The organism is Stenotrophomonas sp. PE591 (assembly GCF_018320795.1).
Classification (GTDB): Bacteria; Pseudomonadota; Gammaproteobacteria; order Xanthomonadales; family Xanthomonadaceae; genus Stenotrophomonas; species Stenotrophomonas maltophilia.
Window position 1 is genome coordinate 340,756 of record NZ_JAAOKO010000002.1, and the last position, 20,381, is coordinate 361,136.

A 20,381-nucleotide genomic window follows, 5' to 3' on the forward strand; every position below is an offset into this window, starting at 1 on the left:
CTGCGCTGGTGGCTGCGGTGGTATCTGGCTGCCGTGGTGTGGTTTGCCCGGGCCACGGGCATGGAACCGGACTGGGAGCGGGTTGAGTGGTGGATACGCCGCGGCCTGGTGCTGCGAACGACGAGGGTTGGTGATGGACGCTGCACGGATTGAAGAGGTGGCGCGCGCTGCGGCTGTTACGGCCCTGGCGGGGCTGATTGAGAGCAGAACCGACAGCCGTATCGACCGACTGGTCGGGATCATCGAGCAGCAGGGCAAGCAGATCGCCGAGCTGGCAATGCACGTTGGCCTGTTGGTGCAGGCCGTGGCGCAGCTGCTGGGCGAGGAGGCCGGCACGCCGGTGCATGACGAAGGTGCCGAGCCGGGGCGAGTCGACCTGGACGGGAAGCCTTACTGATGCCAACTCGGCCACCCCAGCACCGTGCGGCCGGCTGGCGCCCCTACAAGGAGACCACCGCCCAGGTCCGCAAGAGGCAGGCACGCCGCGCCCTGCCCACCAACTGCTCGCTGTGGCGCCGGCTCCGTGCGGTGGTGCTGGCTCGTGAGCCGCTGTGCAGATGCTGCGCTGGGCAGGGCAGGGTGCGGCCGGCCACCGAGGTCGACCACATCGACGGGGACGACAGCAACAACGCCGACAGCAACCTGCAGCCGCTGTGCCGGCCGTGCCACAGCGCCAAGACGGCACGGGAGAATGGCGGGTTCGGCAGGGATGCCCGCCCACATGGCGGAGCTGGACGAGTGGCGAGTTATCCACCGAAAGCTGAACGGAAAGGGAGGGGGGAGGGTCAAAGTTGAGGGCCTTCCTCGCCCGATACGCGCGCCCCCCTTTCTTCTCGCGTCCACAGAATTTGAATTTTGGATTTGGAGCTGACCGGCGATGGCCAGGCACAAGCAGCCCGCCGAGCTGGCAAAGCTCAAGGGGGCGGACAAGCGCAACCCGCAGCGTTACAGGGCTGAGGTGCCAAAGACGGGGAAGGCCCTGGGCAAGGTGCCCGGCCACCTGCCGGACGAGGTCGCGGTGGTCTGGAAGGAGCTGGAGAAGTGCGCCCTGCCTGGCGTCCTGACCAGCGCCGACCGTTTCATCATGGAGGTGGCGTCATCGCTGCTTTCCGAGTTCCGTGCCAACCGCGGCGAGTTCGTTGCGGCCAAGTACTCCCACCTGATCGGCTGCCTGGCGCGCCTGGGCCTGACCCCGGCTGACCGTCAGAAGCTGGGGACCGAAAAGACCCCGGAGGGCAACCCATTCGACGAGTTCTGATCCATGACGCCGAGCGAATCAGCCAAGGCATACGCCAAGGGCGTCACGTCAGGAAAGATCCCGGCCGGCGAGTTCATCCGTCTGGCGTGCCAGCGGTTCTTGGATGACCTGAAGCGCAAGGGTGCCGACTGGCCCTACAAGTACGACGCCGAGAAGGCGGACCGCGCGGTGCGGTTCATGGAGAAGATGCCGCACACGAAAGGAAAGTGGGCGGCGCAGAAGCGCCTGCTGGTGCTGGAGCCCTGGCAGCACTTCATCGAGTGCAATCTGTTCGGCTGGGTCCACAAGAAGACCGGGCACCGGCGCTTCCGCCGCGCATATGAGGAGATCCCGCGCAAGAACGGCAAGTCGTTGCGACTGGCTGCCCGAGGTCTGTACCTGTTCTGCGCTGACGGCGAGGCGGGCGCGGAGGTCTATTCGGGCGCGACCAGCGAGAAACAGGCGTACGAGGTGTTCCGCCCGGCTTGGCAGATGGTCCAGAAACTGCCGGCCCTGCGCGCCCGCTTCGGTATCGAACAGGCGGGCAACCCGAAGAACCCGGGGCCGCTGTTCGTCATGGAGGACATGTCCAAGTTTGAGACCATGATCGGCAAGCCTGGCGACGGCTCCAGCCCGCATGCGGCCTTGGTGGACGAGTACCACGAACATGACGATGACCACATGGTCGACGCCATGGAAACCGGCATGGGCGCGCGCGAGCAACCCCTGCTGTCGATCATCACCACGGCGGGCACCAACCTCTCCGGTCCATGCTTCGAGATGCGGGGCGATGCCATCCGCATCCTGCGCGGTGAGGTGACTGACGAGACGGTTTTCGCGGCGATCTACTGTATAGACGAGGGCGACCGCTGGGACGATCCGGCGAGTTTGCGCAAGGCCAACCCGAACTACGGAGTTTCCGTCTTTGAGCAGTTCCTGCTCGACCAGCTCGCCAAGGCAAAGCGGTCGGCCAGTAAGCAAAGCGCGTTCCGTACCAAGCACCTGAATGATTGGGTCGGCGCCAAGCTGGCATGGATGAACATGCTGGCCTGGCAGCGGCAGAAACGACGGTTTGAGGTGTCCGAATTTGCGGGCTGTCCGTGCTGGGTCGGCGTCGATCTGGCATCCAAGCTGGACGTGGCTGCCGTAGTGCTGCTGTTCGAGAAGGGCGATAGCTACTACGTCATTCCCCGGTTCTACGTGCCGGAGTCGGCCGTGGAGGAAAGCGAGAAGTACCAGCAGTTCCTGCTGGACGAGCTGATCGTGTCCACGCCCGGGAACATGACGGACTACGCGTTCATCGAAGAAGAGCTGAAAGAGCTTGCGGCACAAGGCATCGACGTGCAGGACATTGCCTTTGACCCGGCGCAAGCGGCGTACCTGATGACGCGCCTTGAACAGGAAGGACTGCCGACCGTGGAGATGGCGCAGTCAGTGCGCAACCTCTCCGAGCCCATGAAGGAAGTGGAAGCCCTGATTCTGTCGCGGCGCCTGTGGCACGACGGGAACGCGGCCATGACCTGGATGATGGGCAACGTAGTGGCGCGCGTGGATGCCAAGGAACACGTCTATCCCCGCAAGGAAAAGATGGAAAGCAAGATCGACGGCGCGGTGGCGCTAATCATGGCCATGGGCCGCGCCATGCAGGCGCGGGACACCGGCAAAACCCAACAAGGCTTCGTGGTGATCGACTGATGTTCGGACTATTCGAGAAGAACCGGCGGGCCGATGCCCGCGACCGTATCGAGCCGACGATCAGCAACCTGGTCGACGGCGAGGTGATCCAGTCCTCCGGCATGGGCATGTTCGAGGTGTTCGGGAATCCGACGACGGCCTCCGGCGCCGTGGTGAGCCCGGAATCAGCGATGCGGGTCTCGGCGGTGTTTGCCGCCGTCTCGCTGCTTGCTGGTGCGATCGCCCAGCTGCCGCTGCCAGTGTTTGAGCGGGTGGATGGCCATCGCAAGCGGGCGGAGCACGACTACTGGTGGCTGCTGAACGAGCAGTTCTCCTCCGGCTGGTCGAGCGCCACCGGCTGGGAGTTCATCGTCGGCCAGATGCTGCTGCGCGGTGATGGCGTGGTGTACGTGACGCGCAACCGTGCCGGGGTGGCGACCGGGTTGATCCCCTGGCCACGCGACAGGGTGATGATCCTCAAGCAGGAGAAGACCAGCCCGCGCGAACCAACGCGCCTGCAGTACACGTTCCACGACGCGGACGGGTACTTCACCGTTGACCAGGACGATGTGCTCCACTTCCCCGGCTTCGGTTTCAATGGCGTTCACGGCATGTCGGTGATCCAGTGGGGCGCGCGGAACGGCATCGGCATCGCCATCCAAGGTGACGAGCACGCCGGCAAGTTCTTCAGCGAGGGCGGCAAGCCCGAAGTGGCCATCCGAACGCCCAACAAGATGACCAAGGAGCAGCAGGATGATTTCCGCGACGCCTGGGTCAAGAAGTACGGCGGGGTGCAGGGTAACCGTCGCATTCCGCTGGTTCTGACCGAGGGGCTGGAGGTTCACGAACTGACCATGTCAGCGGTCGACCAGCAGCTGCTGGAGTCGCGTCAGTGGCAGGTGATCGACGTAGCCCGCGCCTTCGGTGTGCCGCCCCACATGATCGGTGAAACCACCAAGTCGACCAGCTGGGGCAGTGGCATCGAGAGCATGGGCATCGGCTTCGTGAAGTACACGCTGGGCCCGCACCTGAAGCGGATCAAGGACGAGTTGAACCGCAAGCTGTTCCGCACGCCGCGCTACTTCGTTGAGCACAACGTGGACATGTTCATGGCCGGCGACTCGAAGACGCAGGCCGAGTACTTCAGCAAGGCGTTGGGAGGCCCTGGCACCCAGGGCTGGATGGTCGTCAACGAAGTCCGCCGCCTCAAGAACCTGCCTCCCATCGAGGGCGGCGACAAGCTCTACCAACCGAAAGAACCCGCGCCACCGGCGAAGCCGGACAGCGACGATCCTGAAAGGAACCCTGAAGATGCCGATTCCTAAGTTGCTGCAGCTGGCCAAGAACAACGCCGGCCAGTCCAAGCCCATCCGGGCGGAGACCGAAGGTAAGGAGGCGACCATCTACCTGCACGGCGTCATCGGCGGGTGGTGGGGCGATATTGACGAGACGATGTTTGCCCAGGCCATGGCCGGCATCGACGCGGACGTGATCCATCTGCGCATCGACTCGCCCGGCGGTGACGTGTTTGCGGCCCGATCGATGATGACCGCCATCGCCCAGCACAAGGCCACTGTCATCGCCCACATCGATGGCTTGGCTGCCTCGGCTATGACCGGGGTCTGCATGGCGTGCGACAAGGTCGAGATCAGCCAAGGCGGTGCGTTCATGATCCACAACGCATGGACCATCACGGTCGGCAACAAGGCCGACATGACCAAGACCGGTGAACTGCTGGCCAAGATCGATGCCGGCCTGGCCGGCGATTACACCCGCCGTACTGGGAAGGATCAGGCGCAGATCGTCCAGTGGATGGACGAAGAGACCTGGTTCACGGCCGACGAAGCCAGGGAACACGGCTTCGCAGACGAGGTGGTGGAGATCGTGGGCAAGAAGAAGGCATCCAACACCTGGGACCTGTCCGCCTACGACAACGCGCCTGCCGCACTGGCCAACCGTACTCCCGATCCCGACGACGGCGCCGCCGCCGCCGCCCACAAGGCCGACCTGTCGCGCCGTCTGGCGCTGCTGGAACGCTCCGCTGCGTAAGCGACTCCCGCCCGCAGTTCATCCTGACCGCCGAAAGGCGGTTTTTTTTCGACACGAGGAAATCACCAATGCCCTTCAACATTCAGGCCGAGCGGGAGCGCCGCACCGCGCTGGCAAAGGAAACCCGCAATCTGCTGGATACCAGCACCGGCGACGGCAACAAGTGGACGCCGGAGAACCAGGCCAAGTACGACAACAACATCGCCGAGATCGAGCGCATCGACGCGGCGATCGAGCGTCATCAGAAGGTCATGGACCTCACGGCCGACGAGGCACTGCGCGAACAGGGCGTGCGTGAGCACGACACTGCCAACCGCGGCGGCCGTGACCTCTCCAACGAGGAGCGCCTGTTCGACCGCTGGGCGCGTGGCGGTGACAGCGCCCTGAGCGCCGAGGACTGGAAGCAGGTCAACGCGGCCATGTCGGGCAATCCGGCCGTCAACCCGGAGCAGGGTGGCTACACCGTTCCGACCACGCTGGCCGAGCAGATCCTGGATGCTCTGAAGGCATTCGGCGGCATGCGCCAGGTGGCTGATGTGTTCAGCACTGCCGGCGGCGAGCCGATGCAGTACCCGACCAGCGATGGCACCTCCGAAGAGGGCGAACTGGTCGCTGAAAACCAGTCGGCGAACGACCAGGACGTGGCCTTCGGCACCAAGGGCCTGCAGGTGTACAAGTACAGCTCCAAGGTGGTGACCGTGCCGTGGGAGCTGCTGCAGGACAGCACGGCCGATATCGCCGGTTTCATCGAGAAGCGCCTGCAGACCCGCCTGGGCCGCGTCACCAACCGCCACTACTCCGTCGGCACCGGCGTTGGCCAGCCGATGGGTGCCTTTACTGCCGCGACGGTGGGCAAGATCGGCGCTGTCTCGGCGCTGCCGATCGTCACCTACGACGACCTGGTCGACCTGGAGCACAGCGTCGATCCGGCGTATCGCCAGCTTGCCAAGTGGATGTTCCACGACGACATGCTGAAGCTGATCCGCAAGGTGAAGGACGACCAGGGCCGGCCGATCTTCGTGCCGGGCTACGAGCAGGGCAATCCGGGCGGTGCGCCGGATCGTCTGCTGAATCGCGATATCCAGATCAACCAGCACGCCCCGGCCCCGGCCGCAGGCGCCACCTCGATCGCGTTCGGCGACTTCAGCTACTACAAGATCCGCGACGTGATGGCCGTGACCCTGTTCCGCTTCAATGACTCGGCCTATGTGAAGAAGGGCCAGGTGGGCTTCATGGCCTGGATGCGCTCTGGCGGCAACCTGGTCGACGTGGGCGGCGCGGTGAAGACCTTCAAGCACGGCGCTGCGGCTTAACCGCCTCGGCCCACGAACGGAGGGACGCCCCAGCGCGGGCGTCCCTCGGAGACGATCATGGCAAAGCAGAAGAACACCTCCGCGCAGGTGGCCAGCGGTCCGGCCGACGCGCAGGAAGCGCCAGCTGCCGTAGTGGACGCAGCGGCTGGCCAGGGCGAGCAGCCGGACGCCGAAAGCCCCGACGCTGGCGCGGCAGATGCTGTCAGTGAGCCGGAGACGGACGAGGGCGGAGACAGCCAGAGGCCCGAAACCGTGGAGGCGGACAACGACCTGCCGCCATCGGATGAAGTACCGGCTCTGCCGGAGGGCGAAACCGTGCCCGCGCTGGTGCTCAGTAACAACCACCTCGGGAAGGTTGGCCAGGTGATCCAGGTCAACGCTGCACACGTTGAGGCGCTGCGCCTTGGCGGGCTGATCGACCCCCACCCCAATGCCATCAAGTCGGCCACGCCGGAGGAATGACCCATGCTGCGCACGTTGACCCCGGCGGCAGAGGAACCCGTGTCGCTGAGCGAAGCGAAGGCGCACCTGGTAGTTATCCACGATGCGGACGACGCGCTGATCGGCGCCTTCATCACCGCCGCGCGTGAGTCGGTGGAGCGCACCACGGGGTATGCGTTGGCAGCAGCGACCTATGAGTGGACCCCGGTCGGTGAGGGCCGCTCTCCGCTGCCGATTGAGCCGGCCGCGCTCGACAGCGAGCCGGGCGCCTATCCGGTCAAGTTCACGACGACACCTGGCCCGCTTCCGGGGCCGCTGCGCGCAGCCGTACTGCTGTTGCTGGGTGACCTGTACGCCAACCGCGAGGCGGTGGTGGCTGGCTCGCAGTTGGCCGAGAACCCGACCCTGGACCGGCTGATGTTTCCCTACCGGCGGGTGCTGCCATGAGGCGGGCCGGCAAATACCGGCATCGCATCGAGCTGCAGGACTACGGCCCGGTGCGTGATCCGCTCGGCGGGGACGTGAAGCAATGGCGTAGATGGCGGGCTGACGTGCCGGCAGAGGTGGTTCCGCTCTCGGGTCGAGAGTTCACTGCGGCCTCGGCCGAGCATGGACAGGTGACTGCACGCATCGAGATCCCTTACCTGCCCGGGGTAGTGCCGACCATGCGTGTGGTGTTTGACGGGCAGATGTATGCGATTCGTGCGGTGCTGCCGGATGCGACAGCACGCGGGCATATCACGCTGATGGTCGATGCCGGGGTGTCCGATGGCTGAGCAGGTGAAGATCGACGGCCTGGACGGCCTCCTGCGTTCACTGCGGGAGGCACCCAAGGCGATTCAAGGGCGAGCCGTGCAAGCCGGTATGCGCAAGGGTGGCAACGTCATCCGTGACGATGCTCGCCGCCGGGCCCCGAGAGCATCGGGGTTCATGGCCTCGCAGATCGTCACCCGCCGGGCCAACACCAAGAGCCGGCAGCGCGCAGGTGTAGGTCGAGACGGCGAGTACTTCACGGTAGGGGTTAAGACCGGTCGCCGCCGCAAGTACGCCAACACCAAGCGCAACCGGCGCCGCGGTCGCGTCGGGAAGGTCTATGAGGAGGCGGGCTGGGCCTATTACTGGCGCTTCAAGGAATTCGGCACCAGGAAGATGAGGGCCGAGCCGTTCCTCACACCGGCAGGCGAGGCCAAGGGGCCGGAGGCGGCGCAGGTGATCATCAAAGAAACCTGGGCGGCGCTCGACAAGCAGCTGAAGAAGGATGGATGGCGATGATGGTTCCCCTGATCCAGTCCCTGCTGCAGGGTGATGCAGCGGTTCGGCACGTTCTGGGCGACCCGATCCGGTTGTGGCCGGGAACCGCGCCACAGGATGCAGCACTGCCCTACGCGACGTGGGAGGTGGTCGGCGGTTCGCCCACCGCGATGCTGTCCGAGGCGCCGCCGTCCGACGGCTGGCGTGTCCGATTGACCGTGTGGGGCAAAGCCCTGACGCAGGCCAACGGCGCGGCCGTTGCCATCCGCGACGCGATCGAGCGCGTAGGCAGCATCGAGTCCTACAACCCTACGCCTGACAGCGACGGCACGGACGCCTTTGGCATCTCCTTCGACGCCAGGCTCCTGCAACTGCGCTGATCCACACAACTGCAACCCACCGGCCCCGCAAGGGGCCTTTTTCATGCCCGGCGACGGGCGCAACACAAGGAAATCCCTATGGGACAGGTAATCAAGTCGAAGCACTCCCAACTGTTCGTCGCCATCGGCGCGGCCGAGGTCATCAAGGTGACCCGCCTGCGTTCGGTCGGCTTCCCCGATGGCCAGGCATCGGAGATCGATATCTCCGACTACGACGATGACTGGGACCAGTTCGTCGCTGGCCGCAAGCAGACCGGCAGCACCAGCATCGAGATCATCTACGACAGCGTCGACCACGAGAAGCTGGAGGAGCTGCACGAGACCGGTGCCGTCGTGAACTGGCTGGTGACCGCGCCGAAGTCGGAAACCGAAGGAGCGGCGAAGCCGGCCGCAGTCGCCGGCAAGATCACCCCGCCCACTGATGTGCTGTCCAAGCAGTTCGACGGCTTCGTGCAGAACTTCGCGGTGACCAGCCAGGACAACGATGTGTGGAAGGCGACGATCACCATCCGCGGCTCCGGCGCCGTCACCACGCACCGCCCGACGCCGTAAGGCTGCGGCAACGGCGTACACCCAGGCCCGCTTCGGCGGGCCATCTCTCTGACGGGGCGCGCGGATCCTCCGCGTATTAGCCGTGCGCGGCCCGCGCGCCCTGTCGCCATTCGAGGAAACGGCCAATGAGCAAGACCAATGACACCCCCCAAACCCAGCCGCAGCAGCCCCTGAGCGTCCTGCAGTCGTTCACCAACCTGGGCATGTTCGCGTCCAAGGACGTGCGCGCCGACACGATCACCCTGCCCAACGGAGCCAAGGCGCAGTTCCATGTCCGCGAGCTGCCGGATGCGGAGTTCCGCAAGCTGTGGGGTGAAGGTGACCGCGCCAAGCTGATCGCAGCGACCATCTGCGACGAGGACGGCAAGCCCGTCATGAACGTGGAGCAGGCCGCGCAGCTCAAGCCGCTGGTTGCCGCTGAGCTGCAGCGTGTGGCCATGAAGCATTCCGGCTTCGGCGAGGATGCTGCCCAGGCACAGGCCGACGCGGGAAACGGCTAAGGCAGCGCGGCGAGGACTGGTTCTGGAAGGTCCTCGCCGGTCACCTGCACCGGACGGTGTCGGACCTGCGGGCCACCATGTCGCGCCGCGAGTTCCTGGAATGGTGGGAGTTTCACAAGCGCAACCCCATCGACCCCGTGAGCCTGCACATCAAGCCCGCTGCCTTCGCCGCGTACATCACCGCCTCGCACAGCCAGGGCGGGACCAAGCGCTCCTTTCAGCACTACCTCGACGCCCTCTTGCCCCGCTCCGATGAGGACGAGGCGCAGGACTGGTTCGACGGACTGGGATGACCATGACCGACACTTTCGGGCGGTTCGCCGCCACGCCCATTGGCCCGGTACTCGCTGCGCGAGATGGCGGGCTGACCCTGGCCACCACCGGTGCAACCACGTTGGCCAGCCACGCGCGCTCCGACTTCGGCCTTGATGCCGGGACGGTGGGCGTGGAGTTTGCGGTGTGGGGCGATGACCCCGTTGCAGCCCTCGTAGGCTTCGCCACCGGCCCCGCAGCGCTGAACAAGGCGCTGGGTGCGGATCTCGCCAGCATCGGCTGGGACCTCGCCGCCGGGCGCCTGCTGCAGGCTGGAGGAGCGATCGCCACTGGCCTGCCGGCGGTGACCCACGGCGACATTGTCGGGCTGCAGGTCGTGTTCTCGACCCCTCGCCAGCTGCGGCTCTACCTCAACGGCGCGCAGATCCTGGTGCGCGAGCTGCAGCTGTCCGGGCCGCTGTTCTTCGCCGCGTCACTGGCCGCCACCAAGGCCGGTGGGCTGTGCCTTGCGGTCAACGCAGGGCAGTGGGGGCCGCGAAGCGACGCGGCTGCAGCCGGTTGGCGGCTCCCCAGCTCTACCGCCAGCCCCACGCGCTTGGCCGACGTGGACTGGCTGTCCGCGCCCGGCGACAGCCCGGCGAATGCCCGTTACGAGGGGTTGGTGGCCGAGGGCGTCAACCTGATCCAGGAGCTGGCGTTCTGGCCGTGGGGCGGTGACCCGGTATCCCAGGCCGCGGCCGCCGAGTGCGTCTTGGTCGATGCGGAAGGATTGCTGGACGGAATGGCTGGCACTGGTGCCTCAGGCAGTTCGGTGCAGATCCTGCTAGCACCTGAGAGCGGCATGCGGGCTGACGCCGTCCCAGCTTTCCGTTGCGCGATCGAACAGATCGAGATCAACGACGACGGCACCAAAACGCTGCACCTGCGCGATGCGCACGACTACCTGGACGAGACGCTCAACCGGGGCGTTTTCTTGCCGAACATCGCGTCCCTGGCATGGAAGCCGCAGCCCGTGGTAATCGGGGCAGTGGCGAGCATTCCGGCGATGGGGGCCAACTCCGACGCTACCTCAATGTTCGTGGCCGACGGACGGGTCTACGTCGACGCCGTGATGGATCGCGGCGACCTGATGGAGGTCGGCACCTACAGCGAGGCGCCGGACGGGCAACAGGTGTTGCTGAAGTCACCACCGGTGACGCCTGTGGTCGTGGATGCTTCCAGTGTTGGCGCTGGCATGAAGCCCGCCAGTCTGGAGCAGGCAGTAGGAGACGTGATGGCGCGGCTGGGCCGCGAGGCGTGGTCGGCCAGCGACTGTGTGGCGATCGATCAGGCCACGGGCTACATGGGTATCGGATACTACGCGGGCTCGGCGATCACCGGTCGCGCAGTATTGAATGCCCTGCTGCCCAGCTACGGCGCCGGGTGCTATCAGGATCCGGCCGGAGTGCTGCGCTTCGTTCGCGTGATCGCGCCCGAAACCCACGCAGGGCCGCTCGCCTTTGATCTGTCTGAGGCAGACGATCTGGCGGCTGACCTGGTCATGGTGCCCGATGATGCTCCGAACCTGACCCGGCGTATGGCCTACCGCCCGAACGCCCAAGCGCTGGCCGCATCGGATTTCGTCACCGACGTGGTCGACGTTCCGCAGGCGCGCCGCGATGAGCTGACTGGCCTCTACCGTGGGCAGGTGTATGGGGCTGGCCCGCTGCATGCCCACTACCAGCGGGCGGAAGCTGCTGATCCTGTCATCTCGTTGTTCTGGCATGCGGCCGACGCGCAACAGGAGATTGATCGCGTCCTCGGCCTGTACCGGGTGCCGCGCCACTTCTACCAACTGGCGGTGCGCGGTGATCAGGATTTGGCGCCGCTGCCAGGTCAGATCGGCAGGCTCACGTACAGCCGGTATGGGCTGGAAGACGGCAAGCCGGTGCTGGTGCGCCGAGTAGAGCGCAACCCTGCCACGGGGGACGTGGTGCTGACGGTGTGGGGATGATGACGTGTTGATTGGATATGGCATGCCGGCAGTCACGACGGTGACCCTCACCGGTGGCACGTGGCTCAGTGCGGACCAGGGCTCGGCGCTGTTCGATGGAAAGCCTGGCAGGGCGTCTCGGATCCGCCGCACCAGTTCGCTGGCGATCACGATCACCCTGGCCGAAGCTGTTGTGCCGGGGATCATCGCGATTCTCGGCCTCAACATTCCGCCCGGCGTCCAGGTGAGCGCCGCCGGCGCGAGTGCCACCACCGTGCGACTGCCAGACGGCAGTGTCTGCGCCTGGCTCTTCCCGAAGGCCAGCGCCTTGGTATCGACGGTGTCCGTCGAGATCGACACAACTGCCACGAACGTCGACGTGGGCGAAATTGCGATCTTCCGGGCGGTTGACGTTGGTATCAAGGACGGCTGGGCCGTGGCCACTATCGACTCCAGCGTTCATGCCCGGACCAAGGGAGGCCAGGTTAATACGGTTCCCGGGGCGCTGTACCGCCGCCTGACCTGCACGCTGACGGGCCGCTCCACGCCGGTTGTGCGCGGCGGTGGGCTGGGCGGAACCGATTGGGAGACGGTGGCCGCCGCGATCGCGGGACGCCGGCGCTCCTGCGTTGTGCCGCAGTACCGGGACATGGTCAGCAAGGCGTTCGACCCCCTACTGGCGGCGCGGTCGGCGCTCTACGGCTACCCGACACAGCTGCCGTCGGCGGAGAACATCAGCCGGCAGTACTTCACGGGGTACATGGAATTTGAGGAAATCCCGACGTAGCTGGCATGATCCCCGCAGATATCGGGAGGTCCTATGAAGCATCTAATCAGGTTGGCGCCGGTGCTACTGCTCTCGCTGGCAGCTGGCTGTTCGACGGCACAGGACGATGGAGCCAAGCGCGGGTTGCTGAACTGCATGAGCGCGATTCAAGCGGCGTCAGCGGACCCGAACCGCACCAAGGTGCCGTACGTGAAGGACATGGGATCCGCCAACGAACACTATTTCGCCTGGCCTGCCGGGGCCGGGCTGGTCCTTTCTGAAACAGGCGGTTCCACAAAGCCTGCATCCGCGTCGTGTGTCACGAACGCTGAGGGAACCGTGACACAGATGACCATCAACGGGTCGGAAATCCCGATTCCGTAGAACATTTCTCCATCAGCCCAAGCCCGCCATGTGCGGGCTTTTTTTTTGGAAGCGCGATGAGCCTCTACACCCTTACCGTCGACCTGCTGCTGAAGTCGGGATCGTTCGAGCGCGACAGCGGGAAGGCCGCGCGCGTCGTGCAGCGCGACATGGCTACGATCCAATCGTCTATGTCAGACGCCGCACGCCGCGGCGCCGATGAGGTCGCGGCCGGATTTCGTCGGGTAGCGACTGAGGCGGTGGGTCTTACATCAGCCTTGGTGGCCGTAAAAGCCGCAATTGGCAAGGCCGACGAATGGACGAACCTCAACAACAGGCTGCGGCTGGTCACGCAGGGCCAGGCGCAGTTCGCTGCCGCGCAGGCTGACGTGATCCGGATTGCCGGCGCAGCGCGACAGCCTCTGGGTGCGACTGCGGAGCTGTACCAGCGAATCGCGATGAACCAGGAGGCCCTCGGTCTGTCTGGGAGAGACTTGGCACGCGTTGTCGAGACCATCAGCAAAACGATGGTGATCAGCGGCACGTCCGCGGCGGGTGCCGATGCCGCCCTCGTGCAGCTGGGGCAGGCGTTTGCCTCTGGCACCCTTCGAGGTGAAGAGCTGAACTCGGTACTCGAGCAGGCGCCAGCCCTGGCCCAGGCCATCGCCAAGGGCCTGAACGTACCGATCGGGAAACTGCGTGAACTGGGCGCCGCGGGCAAGTTGTCGTCACAGCAGGTGATCAACGCGTTGCAGAGCCAGGCTGGCGCCGTGGACGAGGCGTTCGGCAAGATGGATTCCACCGTTGGGCAGGCAATGACGCTGTTCAACAACAACCTGCAGGTCATGATTGGCCGTGCCGACGAGGCAACCGGCGCGTCCAAGGCGCTTGCAGCCGGCATCGGTGCCCTCGGCAGCAATCTGGAAATGGTAGCTGTCGCAGGAGCCGCAGTCGCATCTGGACCGCTGCTGAAAGCCCTACTGGCGCGGGTCGCTGCGGCCAACGCTGGTATGGTGGCAGATCGGGCCGCAGCGGCTCAGAACTTGGCCGCTGCGCAGCAGCTCGAGCTGCGGACGCGTGCCGCAATGCTCGATGCGGAGGCGGAGGTGCGCCGCACGGCTGCGATCGGCGGTAGCGTGTCCGTGAGCAGCAAAGCCGCTGCAGCGACCCTTGAGCATCGACAGGCCACGCTGCTGCTGGCTCAGGCCCAAACGCAGGCCGCAGCGGCCAACGCCGGCTGGCTTGCGCGTGCTGGATCAGCGACGCTTGCCATGCTGGGAGGTCCGGCGGGAATTGTGACCATGCTGGCCACTGCCGCCGCGGGCTGGTTGATCTTCCGCGACAACACGAAGATTGCGTCGGCTGCGCTGATCGATTTTGGTGGTGCGGCTGACACTGCCATCGAGAAGTTCAAGACCCTCAACGCCCAGATGCAGGCCGGCGAGGTCCTTCGACTGCAGAAGGAGATCGACGAGAACTACCGGACCATCACCAGCTCGATTACGGAGATGGTCGCTGCGGCGACGAACTTTGCCACCGCGAGCCAGGCTTCAGAGTTCATCCAGGAGACGCAGCGGCTGGATGCCGCGTTTAAGGCCGGCAAGATTGGCGCCGATGAGTTCTCCGATGGTCTGGAGGCGGCATGGCGAGCAATGATCGCTGGCTCGCCAGCTGCTGCCACCGTGGCCAAGAGCCTCACGGAAGAGACCGCTGCCGCGGCCACTGCTGGCAGGGAGGTCGATCGTAAGCGTGCGATCCTCGACGCCTTCACGGGCAGCAGTACTCAAGCGAAGAGCGCAACTGACGCCCTGTCGGGTTCGTTCAACGTTCTGGGAGACTCGGCAGGCGCGGCTGGCAAGCGCATCGCGTCGGCAATGCAGTCGCTGCCGGGTCAGCTCGCCCGCGTGGGCAAAAGTGCAGCCGAAGTGGCAAAGCTGGACGTGAATGACTGGTTCAAGGAGGCCCAAGCCAGCGGCGTCGACTTCTCCAAGCGCGATGACCCCAAGGTCAAGCAGTACATCGAGCAGGGCGCACAGTACATCCGGCTCCAGACGGAGCTGGCCGCTGCGCAGAAGAACTTCACGGAGTCGCGCAAGGCGTCGGCAGCCGCTGAGCGCGCAGGCGCCAAGGATCGCAAGGCAGATGCGGAAGCGATCAAGCGCTACAACGAGCAGGCTGCAATGGCTGCGGCAACGATGGCCGGGCCACTGGCCGAGGCCACCGAGCGACAGAAGCAGCTCGAGGACAAGCTGAAGGAGGCGCTGAAGGAAGGGCGCATCGAGCGGGCCGCGTACAACACGCTGATCCTGGAGTCGCAGAAGGCGTTGGAGCAGTCCAGCGCGGAGATCAAGAAGGCCCTGGCCAGCCCCGAGGCGCTCCTTGCGACGATGGATGCCGAGGCCGCCATGCTGGGCAAGGTCGGCCGTGCGCGTGAGCTGTCGCGGCGCGAGATGATGAACGAGCGAGACATGCGGCAGGAGCTGCAGAAGGCGGTGGAGGCCGCTGGCGGCAAGGAGGCGCTGGCGCTGTCCAAGGGGGCGGCGAGCTACGAGCAGTACGAGCAGTCCATGCTCGGCGCCGCCCGGGCATCGGCCGATCTGTCGCTGCGTGCGGAGGAGGCTGCTGCCAATGTTGAGGCGTGGGCCGGCGTGGTCATCAATGGCGTAGGCCATGCCGCTGACGCCATGGCCGACTTCGTTGCCGGCGGCATGCGGGACTTCGACAACCTGTGGGACGACCTGAAGGACGCCGCCAAGCGCGGGCTGCGTGACCTGGCCCGCGAGTTCCTGCAGCAGAAGCTGGTGATCCCGATCCAGACGCAGATCCTCAACGGGATGAACGGGCAGGGCGGTGGCTTGAACCTGCAGAGTCTGATGGGGTTGTTCGGCGGCAATGGCTCTGCGGCCGGCGGCCAGAACGTGAGCACCGTGGCCGGGCTGCTTTCCAAGGGCCAGGGCCTGTTCGGGTTCGGCCGTTCCGCCGGGGCCGCAGCGGGAACCCTGACAGGCTTCGGCGACGTGACCAGCATGGCCGGGATGACCGGTTCCAGCTTCTCCGGGTTGATCGGTGGTGGCAGTGCAGGAGCCGGGGCAGGTGCGGCGGGTGCAGGCGCTGCTGGCTCAGCAGCGGCGGCGGTCCCCATCATCGGCTGGATCGTCGCCGGCATGATGAAGAACGCCCAGTTGTTCGACCAGGGCTGGAACATCGCCAATGGTGAGAGCTGGGCCGGCAAAATCGCCACCGCCGGGGCTGTCGGCTTGGCCGACAAGGGGTTCCGCGCCTTGGGCTTCAACGACAAGGTCGCGTCGATCCTGTCCGGCTCCAGCATCCACGCGAAGCTGTTCGGCCGGCAGGCTCCCAAGGTCACCGGGCAGGGCATCACGGGTAGCTATGGCTTCGGCGGATTCGATGGCCAGAGCTATGCCGATATCAAGGCCAAGGGCGGTCTGTTCCGCAGTGACAAGAAGTGGACACAGTTCGGCGCGCTGGACCCTGGCATCGATCGCACGTTCGATATGGCCGCGCGCCAGGTCCGCGGTGCTGCAACCGATCTGGCCAAGCAGCTGGGCGTGGATCTGACCCAGAAGCTCGGTAGCGTGAAGGTGGACCTGGGGAAGCTCCAGTTGTCGGCCGACTCCACTGAGGCCAAGGCGCAGCTGGAGGCATACCTCAGCGACATGACCAATCGGTTGTACACCGAGGCGGTCAAGGCGGCGGGGTTCGGTGGCCAACTCGACGGCTACTTCGAGGCGTCGGATGTGTTCACCGCGCTCAGTGCGTCGATCGCGCTGGCCGTTGGCAACGCCGATGAGTTGGGCCGGGCGCTCAACGGCCTGGAGGTCGACAAGGTCAACAAGGCGGTCGACTACTTCCAGGATCTGGCCGCCGTCGCAGGCACGGACTTGGCCACCCAGGTGCAGAAGGTGACCGGGCTGCTCGGCAACTACGCCAGCCTCATGGCCGATGTGAGCACCCAGCTGATGACGGCCAACCTGACGCAGTACCAGTCGCAGGCGCTGTCGATCGAGCGCACGTATCGCCAGCAGGTGAAGTCGGCCAACGACTACGCCAAGGCGCTCGGCTTGTCCGGCGCTCGGGCGGAGGACCTGGCCAAGATCGAGGCGCTTCGTGCCACCAACATGGGCAAGCTGCAGGCGCAGATCGACAAGGACAAGAAGGCCATGCAGTACGGCCTGTCGATCAGTGACCTTTCGCCGCTGACGGACCAGGAGAAGCTGGGCGAGGCGATGAAGGAACTGGAGCGGGCGGTGTCCGGTGGCGACACCAGCGCCGCGCAGGCGGCCGCACAGGCAGCGCTGGGCTTTGGTCGGAATCTCTACGCCAGCGGGCAGGACTACAACAGCCTGTACGGCCGCGTGAGCGGCCTGATCGACGGCATGAAGGTCGGCGACCTCAACCAGACGGACGGCACGAACATGGGGGCGCTGGCGGACGCGATCGAGGCGCTGCCGGACAACTTCAGCCGGGCCGTGTTCGACCTGGTCGTGAACAACGACGCTCAGACGCAAACCACCGCCGCCATACAGCAGAGCAACGCTCTGCTCGCCGAACAGAACCAGCTGCTCCGCCAGCTCGTGTCTACCACTACCCAGGGCGTACGCAACGCCAGCAGTTCAGCGCTGCGCGAAGCACTCAACGCGAGGTAATCAGCAATGCAAGCAAGGAAACTCACGCTGGTGGAAATCGGCGTGGGCGGGCTGCCGTCCGCGTCACCGGTGGCACCGCGCTTTTCGACGTGGTTCCCGGTGCCCTTCAAGGCGCCGGACGTGCCGCCGGCGAATGGGGTCAATCCCACGCCGGTGGCCGACGGCGTTGTCCTCGAATGGGATGCCGTCGATCTGGAGGGCGTGATCTACGTCATCTCGCGCAGCGAGAGCCAGGACGGCCCTTGGACGGAGATTCACCGCACCACCGAGACGCGCTACGTCTATAGTGACGGCAGCGGCAAGACGTGGTGGTTCCAGATCACCCCGACCGTTCGCGGCAAGGCAGGCACCGGAACCGTGGTGGGCGTTGTTCCGCCCACCACTTCGAAGGACCTGGCCGAACAGCAGGCCAAGCTGGCGGCGGAGATCAGTGCCCGCATCCAAGCGATCGCAGACGAGGCGGCTGCTCGCGCCGCCGGCCTGGCGCAGGCGGCACAGGACTTGGTCGCCGAGGCCCTGCTGCGGCAGCAGGGCGTGACCGAAGCCATGCAGGCGATCAGCGCCGAGGCCCAGGCCCGGATCGATGCACTGCTGAACGAGAAGATGGCGCGCGAGGCGGCGATCAGCCGCGAAGAGCAGCTGCGGCAAAGCGCCGATGAATCGTTGGCGCGCGCGGTGTCGGAGGTCGCGGCCGGCAGCGGAACGCAATTCGACAGCATCAAGCTCTGGCCGTTCAATCAGACCATTGAAGGGTGGACGGGCAACGGTGCGCCCACCCTCGTGGATGGCTGGCTGCGGCCCGCCAACCATGCCACTGCGCCCTGGGTGCAGTCGCCGGTGGCCTTGGCCGTCGACGGCAGCGCCTATCGCTTCGTCAAGCTGCGCGTGAAGCGTGTGGGCAGCCCGGCGTGGGGCGGATCCCTACAGTGGATCACGACCACGGATCAGGCATGGAGCACGCAGAAGCGCGCCGTCATCCCGGAGCCGGCGTGGGACGCCAGCGGAGTGGCCACCGTGGACGTACAGGACATTGCCTGGTGGCCGGCTACGGTCGACGCTATTCGCCTGCAGCTGGGCACCGAGCAATCGGTGGCCAACTACTTCCTGATCGACTACGTCGCCGTCGGACGCCCGCAGCCTGGGGCGTCCATGGCGGTGGTTCAGGCCGAAACGGAGGCCCGGATCTCGGCCGATGCTGCCGAGGCCGCCCAGCGCAATACGCTGGCGGTGCAGATCCGAGGCAACTACACCGGCTCGGACCCGCTCCAGTTGACCTCTGGCCTGGCATACGAGGAGCTGAAGGCGCGCGTTGCGGCAGATGCCGCGCAGGTGCGGCGCATCAGCACCATGGAGGCCAGGATGCCCGCGGGTGAGGGGGCGCTTGCTACTGCTGCGTCGGTCACATCGCTCGAGGAAGCCACGGCGACCACAACCGGTGCGCTGGCGCAGTCGATCACGACCATCAATGCCTCGCTGCCGGCGATCATTGACCAGGGCAACAACAACGCTCAGGCGATATCGGATCTCAGCACCAAGGTTACCCAGCATGACGAGACGATCACGTCGCAGGCAGGGCTGATCACCGCTTTACGCAGCGATGTGACCGAATTGGCTGGAACAACTGCGGCCAACACCACCGCCTTGCAGCAGCTGACGACGCGCGTCACAACCGCCGAGGACAAGATAGAGACGACCTCGCAGCAGATCACCCAGCTGCAGACCGGCGTTGATGGGGTGAATGCCAAGGCAGATGCCAATTCCGCTGCAATCCAGGGGCTCACCGCGACGGTCACCCAACAGGGGCAGAAACTGGAGGCGACGGCTCAGGACTTGACCAGCCTAAAGACGCAGGTTGGCGACGTGAACGCAACCGCATTCAACCAGTTGCAGACCACGGTGGTCCAGCAGGGGACCACGCTGGATGCGACTGCGCAGGACCTAGTGAGCCTGAAAACACAGGTGGGTGATGTATCGGCCAGCGGCTTCAATCAGCTGAAGACCCAAGTGACAGAGCAGGGGCAGGCGCAGGCGTCTCAGGCGCAGCAGATATCGGGCATACAGACTTCGCTTGGCGGAAAGGCTGACGCATCTGTCGTACAGACGATGGAAGCTCGGGTGAAGACGTTGGGTGGTGGCGGCAATCTTCTGCGCACTGCAACCATGACTGGATCACTGGATCCAGCGTGGTTCACGCGCTGGGCCACTGGAAGTTGGGAGCGCTCGAATCTGATCATTCAAGACGCTCGAGTTCCGCGAGGCATGAGGGCGATGGTTCATTACGCCAACGTTGGCCAAGCCGTGAATATCCAAGTTCTAACGGCTCAGCAGGTCCCGGCAGAACCGGGAAAGTCCTACATGGGCTCGGTCTACTGCAATTCGTATCTGGGCAGGTCGAACATCAGCGTCTTCTTCGTGGATGCCAACGGAAACCTGATTGGATCTGAGTTTGCCTCGTCTGCCAGCCGGAAGTACGGAGCTAGCGGCTCTTTGGCTGACTATGAGCGATTGTTCGTCCTTACAGGTCCTGCACCTGCGAACGCTAGTTCGGTCTGGCTCCAAATCGCCACGACCAAGGAATCCCCTGCAGGTCAAGACTGCGCAGGGTGGTACGTGCAGCCCATGCTGGAGCAATGCCCACCTGACGCGTCCTTGCCGTCCCTATGGTCTGCGGGTGGGGGTGAGGCATTGGCCCAGTGGGGAGTGGCTGTGCGCGCGGACAGGAAGGTCGGCGGTGTCCAGCTCACCGCAACGGGTGAGATATCTGCCTTCGACGTGTTGGCTGACATGTTCCGTGTGTCATCCCCAAGCGCCGGTATGCGCACTGAGTACAGCGACGGAAACTGGCGTGTTTACGACCAGAACGGGCGCCTGCGTATGCGATGGGGCGTTGTGCCTTGATCAACCAAGAAGGGCCGGGAACCCGGCCCTCCGCAACCGACAGGA

20 protein-coding genes are annotated in these 20,381 nt (G+C 65.4%); all 20 read left to right on the forward strand.

The genetic code is table 11. The annotated features are described in order from the left end of the window. The first annotated feature begins 133 nt into the window (after positions 1–133). The 20 genes from JLDANKMP_RS06755 (at position 134) to JLDANKMP_RS06850 (ending at position 20,336) form a co-directional block, all read left to right on the forward strand. Positions 134–397 (forward strand): hypothetical protein, encoded by a 264-nt coding sequence (locus JLDANKMP_RS06755; protein WP_212560782.1) that lies wholly within the window; start codon positions 134–136, stop codon positions 395–397. After that, complete coding sequence (locus JLDANKMP_RS06760; protein WP_212560783.1) at positions 397–795, forward strand: HNH endonuclease signature motif containing protein; 399 nt, start codon at positions 397–399, stop codon at positions 793–795. Before JLDANKMP_RS06755 ends, JLDANKMP_RS06760 begins: the two co-directional genes overlap by 1 nt. An 82-nt stretch (positions 796–877) precedes the next feature. Then, positions 878–1,258 carry a hypothetical protein gene (locus JLDANKMP_RS06765; protein WP_005408955.1) on the forward strand — a complete coding sequence of 127 codons (381 nt, stop codon included), beginning with the start codon at positions 878–880 and terminating at the stop codon, positions 1,256–1,258. A 3-nt stretch (positions 1,259–1,261) separates the two neighbouring features. Beyond that, complete coding sequence (locus tag JLDANKMP_RS06770) at positions 1,262–2,932, forward strand: terminase TerL endonuclease subunit (protein WP_212560784.1); 1,671 nt, start codon at positions 1,262–1,264, stop codon at positions 2,930–2,932. Further along, positions 2,932–4,236, forward strand: coding sequence for a phage portal protein (locus JLDANKMP_RS06775; protein ID WP_212560785.1), 1,305 nt, complete (start codon positions 2,932–2,934; stop codon positions 4,234–4,236). Before JLDANKMP_RS06770 ends, JLDANKMP_RS06775 begins: the two co-directional genes overlap by 1 nt. A gap of 1 nt (position 4,237) precedes the next feature. Next, positions 4,238–4,960: a head maturation protease, ClpP-related gene (locus tag JLDANKMP_RS06780; protein WP_249336821.1), complete on the forward strand. Its 723-nt coding sequence runs from the start codon at positions 4,238–4,240 to the stop codon at positions 4,958–4,960. A gap of 68 nt (positions 4,961–5,028) precedes the next feature. Continuing rightward, a complete protein-coding gene (locus tag JLDANKMP_RS06785) occupies positions 5,029–6,273 on the forward strand; it encodes a phage major capsid protein (RefSeq protein WP_099605632.1) in 1,245 nt (414 codons plus the stop codon). 57 nt (positions 6,274–6,330) lie between these two features. Continuing rightward, on the forward strand, positions 6,331–6,735 hold the full coding sequence (locus JLDANKMP_RS06790) for a hypothetical protein (RefSeq protein WP_212560787.1): 405 nt from the start codon (positions 6,331–6,333) through the stop codon (positions 6,733–6,735). A 3-nt stretch (positions 6,736–6,738) separates the two neighbouring features. Next, a complete protein-coding gene (locus tag JLDANKMP_RS06795; protein WP_049450655.1) occupies positions 6,739–7,161 on the forward strand; it encodes a head-tail connector protein in 423 nt (140 codons plus the stop codon). After that, positions 7,158–7,490: a phage head closure protein gene (locus tag JLDANKMP_RS06800; RefSeq protein ID WP_049450657.1), complete on the forward strand. Its 333-nt coding sequence runs from the start codon at positions 7,158–7,160 to the stop codon at positions 7,488–7,490. Before JLDANKMP_RS06795 ends, JLDANKMP_RS06800 begins: the two co-directional genes overlap by 4 nt. Next, a complete protein-coding gene (locus tag JLDANKMP_RS06805; RefSeq protein ID WP_212560788.1) occupies positions 7,483–7,986 on the forward strand; it encodes an HK97-gp10 family putative phage morphogenesis protein in 504 nt (167 codons plus the stop codon). The genes JLDANKMP_RS06800 and JLDANKMP_RS06805 overlap by 8 nt, the downstream gene beginning before the upstream one ends. After that, the gene (locus JLDANKMP_RS06810) at positions 7,983–8,345 is read left to right on the forward strand and encodes a DUF3168 domain-containing protein (protein ID WP_099605636.1); all 363 of its coding nucleotides are present in this window, start codon (positions 7,983–7,985) and stop codon (positions 8,343–8,345) included. Before JLDANKMP_RS06805 ends, JLDANKMP_RS06810 begins: the two co-directional genes overlap by 4 nt. A 78-nt stretch (positions 8,346–8,423) precedes the next feature. Beyond that, positions 8,424–8,897: a hypothetical protein gene (locus JLDANKMP_RS06815; protein WP_099529562.1), complete on the forward strand. Its 474-nt coding sequence runs from the start codon at positions 8,424–8,426 to the stop codon at positions 8,895–8,897. Positions 8,898–9,022: 125 nt separating this feature from the next. Then, complete coding sequence (locus JLDANKMP_RS06820) at positions 9,023–9,397, forward strand: hypothetical protein (protein ID WP_111687194.1); 375 nt, start codon at positions 9,023–9,025, stop codon at positions 9,395–9,397. A 56-nt stretch (positions 9,398–9,453) separates the two neighbouring features. Next, positions 9,454–9,690, forward strand: a complete 237-nt coding sequence (locus JLDANKMP_RS06825) for a hypothetical protein (protein ID WP_227415965.1) — start codon at positions 9,454–9,456, stop codon at positions 9,688–9,690. 2 nt (positions 9,691–9,692) lie between these two features. Then, positions 9,693–11,663, forward strand: coding sequence for a hypothetical protein (locus tag JLDANKMP_RS06830; protein ID WP_249336822.1), 1,971 nt, complete (start codon positions 9,693–9,695; stop codon positions 11,661–11,663). Positions 11,664–11,667: 4 nt separating this feature from the next. After that, the gene (locus JLDANKMP_RS06835; protein WP_227415963.1) at positions 11,668–12,429 is read left to right on the forward strand and encodes a hypothetical protein; all 762 of its coding nucleotides are present in this window, start codon (positions 11,668–11,670) and stop codon (positions 12,427–12,429) included. A gap of 33 nt (positions 12,430–12,462) precedes the next feature. Further along, positions 12,463–12,792, forward strand: a complete 330-nt coding sequence (locus tag JLDANKMP_RS06840) for a hypothetical protein (RefSeq protein WP_099553169.1) — start codon at positions 12,463–12,465, stop codon at positions 12,790–12,792. 56 nt (positions 12,793–12,848) lie between these two features. Then, entirely contained in the window at positions 12,849–17,438 is a 4,590-nt protein-coding gene (locus JLDANKMP_RS06845) for a tape measure protein (protein WP_212560790.1), read from the forward strand. A gap of 6 nt (positions 17,439–17,444) precedes the next feature. Next, the gene (locus tag JLDANKMP_RS06850; protein ID WP_212560791.1) at positions 17,445–20,336 is read left to right on the forward strand and encodes a hypothetical protein; all 2,892 of its coding nucleotides are present in this window, start codon (positions 17,445–17,447) and stop codon (positions 20,334–20,336) included. The last annotated feature ends 45 nt before the right edge of the window (positions 20,337–20,381 follow it).

Bases quoted from the DNA above. Each gene is read 5' to 3' on its own strand.
- JLDANKMP_RS06810 (WP_099605636.1), top strand. From the start codon at position 7,983: ATGATGGTTCCCCTGATCCAGTCCCTGCTGCAGGGTGATGCAGCGGTT.
- JLDANKMP_RS06785 (WP_099605632.1), top strand. From the start codon at position 5,029: ATGCCCTTCAACATTCAGGCCGAGCGGGAGCGCCGCACCGCGCTGGCA.
- JLDANKMP_RS06795 (WP_049450655.1), top strand. From the start codon at position 6,739: ATGCTGCGCACGTTGACCCCGGCGGCAGAGGAACCCGTGTCGCTGAGC.
- JLDANKMP_RS06800 (WP_049450657.1), top strand. From the start codon at position 7,158: ATGAGGCGGGCCGGCAAATACCGGCATCGCATCGAGCTGCAGGACTAC.
- JLDANKMP_RS06815 (WP_099529562.1), top strand. From the start codon at position 8,424: ATGGGACAGGTAATCAAGTCGAAGCACTCCCAACTGTTCGTCGCCATC.
- JLDANKMP_RS06765 (WP_005408955.1), top strand. From the start codon at position 878: ATGGCCAGGCACAAGCAGCCCGCCGAGCTGGCAAAGCTCAAGGGGGCG.
- JLDANKMP_RS06760 (WP_212560783.1), top strand. From the start codon at position 397: ATGCCAACTCGGCCACCCCAGCACCGTGCGGCCGGCTGGCGCCCCTAC.
- JLDANKMP_RS06840 (WP_099553169.1), top strand. From the start codon at position 12,463: ATGAAGCATCTAATCAGGTTGGCGCCGGTGCTACTGCTCTCGCTGGCA.
- JLDANKMP_RS06805 (WP_212560788.1), top strand. From the start codon at position 7,483: ATGGCTGAGCAGGTGAAGATCGACGGCCTGGACGGCCTCCTGCGTTCA.
- JLDANKMP_RS06850 (WP_212560791.1), top strand. From the start codon at position 17,445: ATGCAAGCAAGGAAACTCACGCTGGTGGAAATCGGCGTGGGCGGGCTG.
- JLDANKMP_RS06790 (WP_212560787.1), top strand. From the start codon at position 6,331: ATGGCAAAGCAGAAGAACACCTCCGCGCAGGTGGCCAGCGGTCCGGCC.
- JLDANKMP_RS06775 (WP_212560785.1), top strand. From the start codon at position 2,932: ATGTTCGGACTATTCGAGAAGAACCGGCGGGCCGATGCCCGCGACCGT.
- JLDANKMP_RS06820 (WP_111687194.1), top strand. From the start codon at position 9,023: ATGAGCAAGACCAATGACACCCCCCAAACCCAGCCGCAGCAGCCCCTG.
- JLDANKMP_RS06830 (WP_249336822.1), top strand. From the start codon at position 9,693: ATGACCGACACTTTCGGGCGGTTCGCCGCCACGCCCATTGGCCCGGTA.
- JLDANKMP_RS06845 (WP_212560790.1), top strand. From the start codon at position 12,849: ATGAGCCTCTACACCCTTACCGTCGACCTGCTGCTGAAGTCGGGATCG.
- JLDANKMP_RS06755 (WP_212560782.1), top strand. From the start codon at position 134: ATGGACGCTGCACGGATTGAAGAGGTGGCGCGCGCTGCGGCTGTTACG.
- JLDANKMP_RS06770 (WP_212560784.1), top strand. From the start codon at position 1,262: ATGACGCCGAGCGAATCAGCCAAGGCATACGCCAAGGGCGTCACGTCA.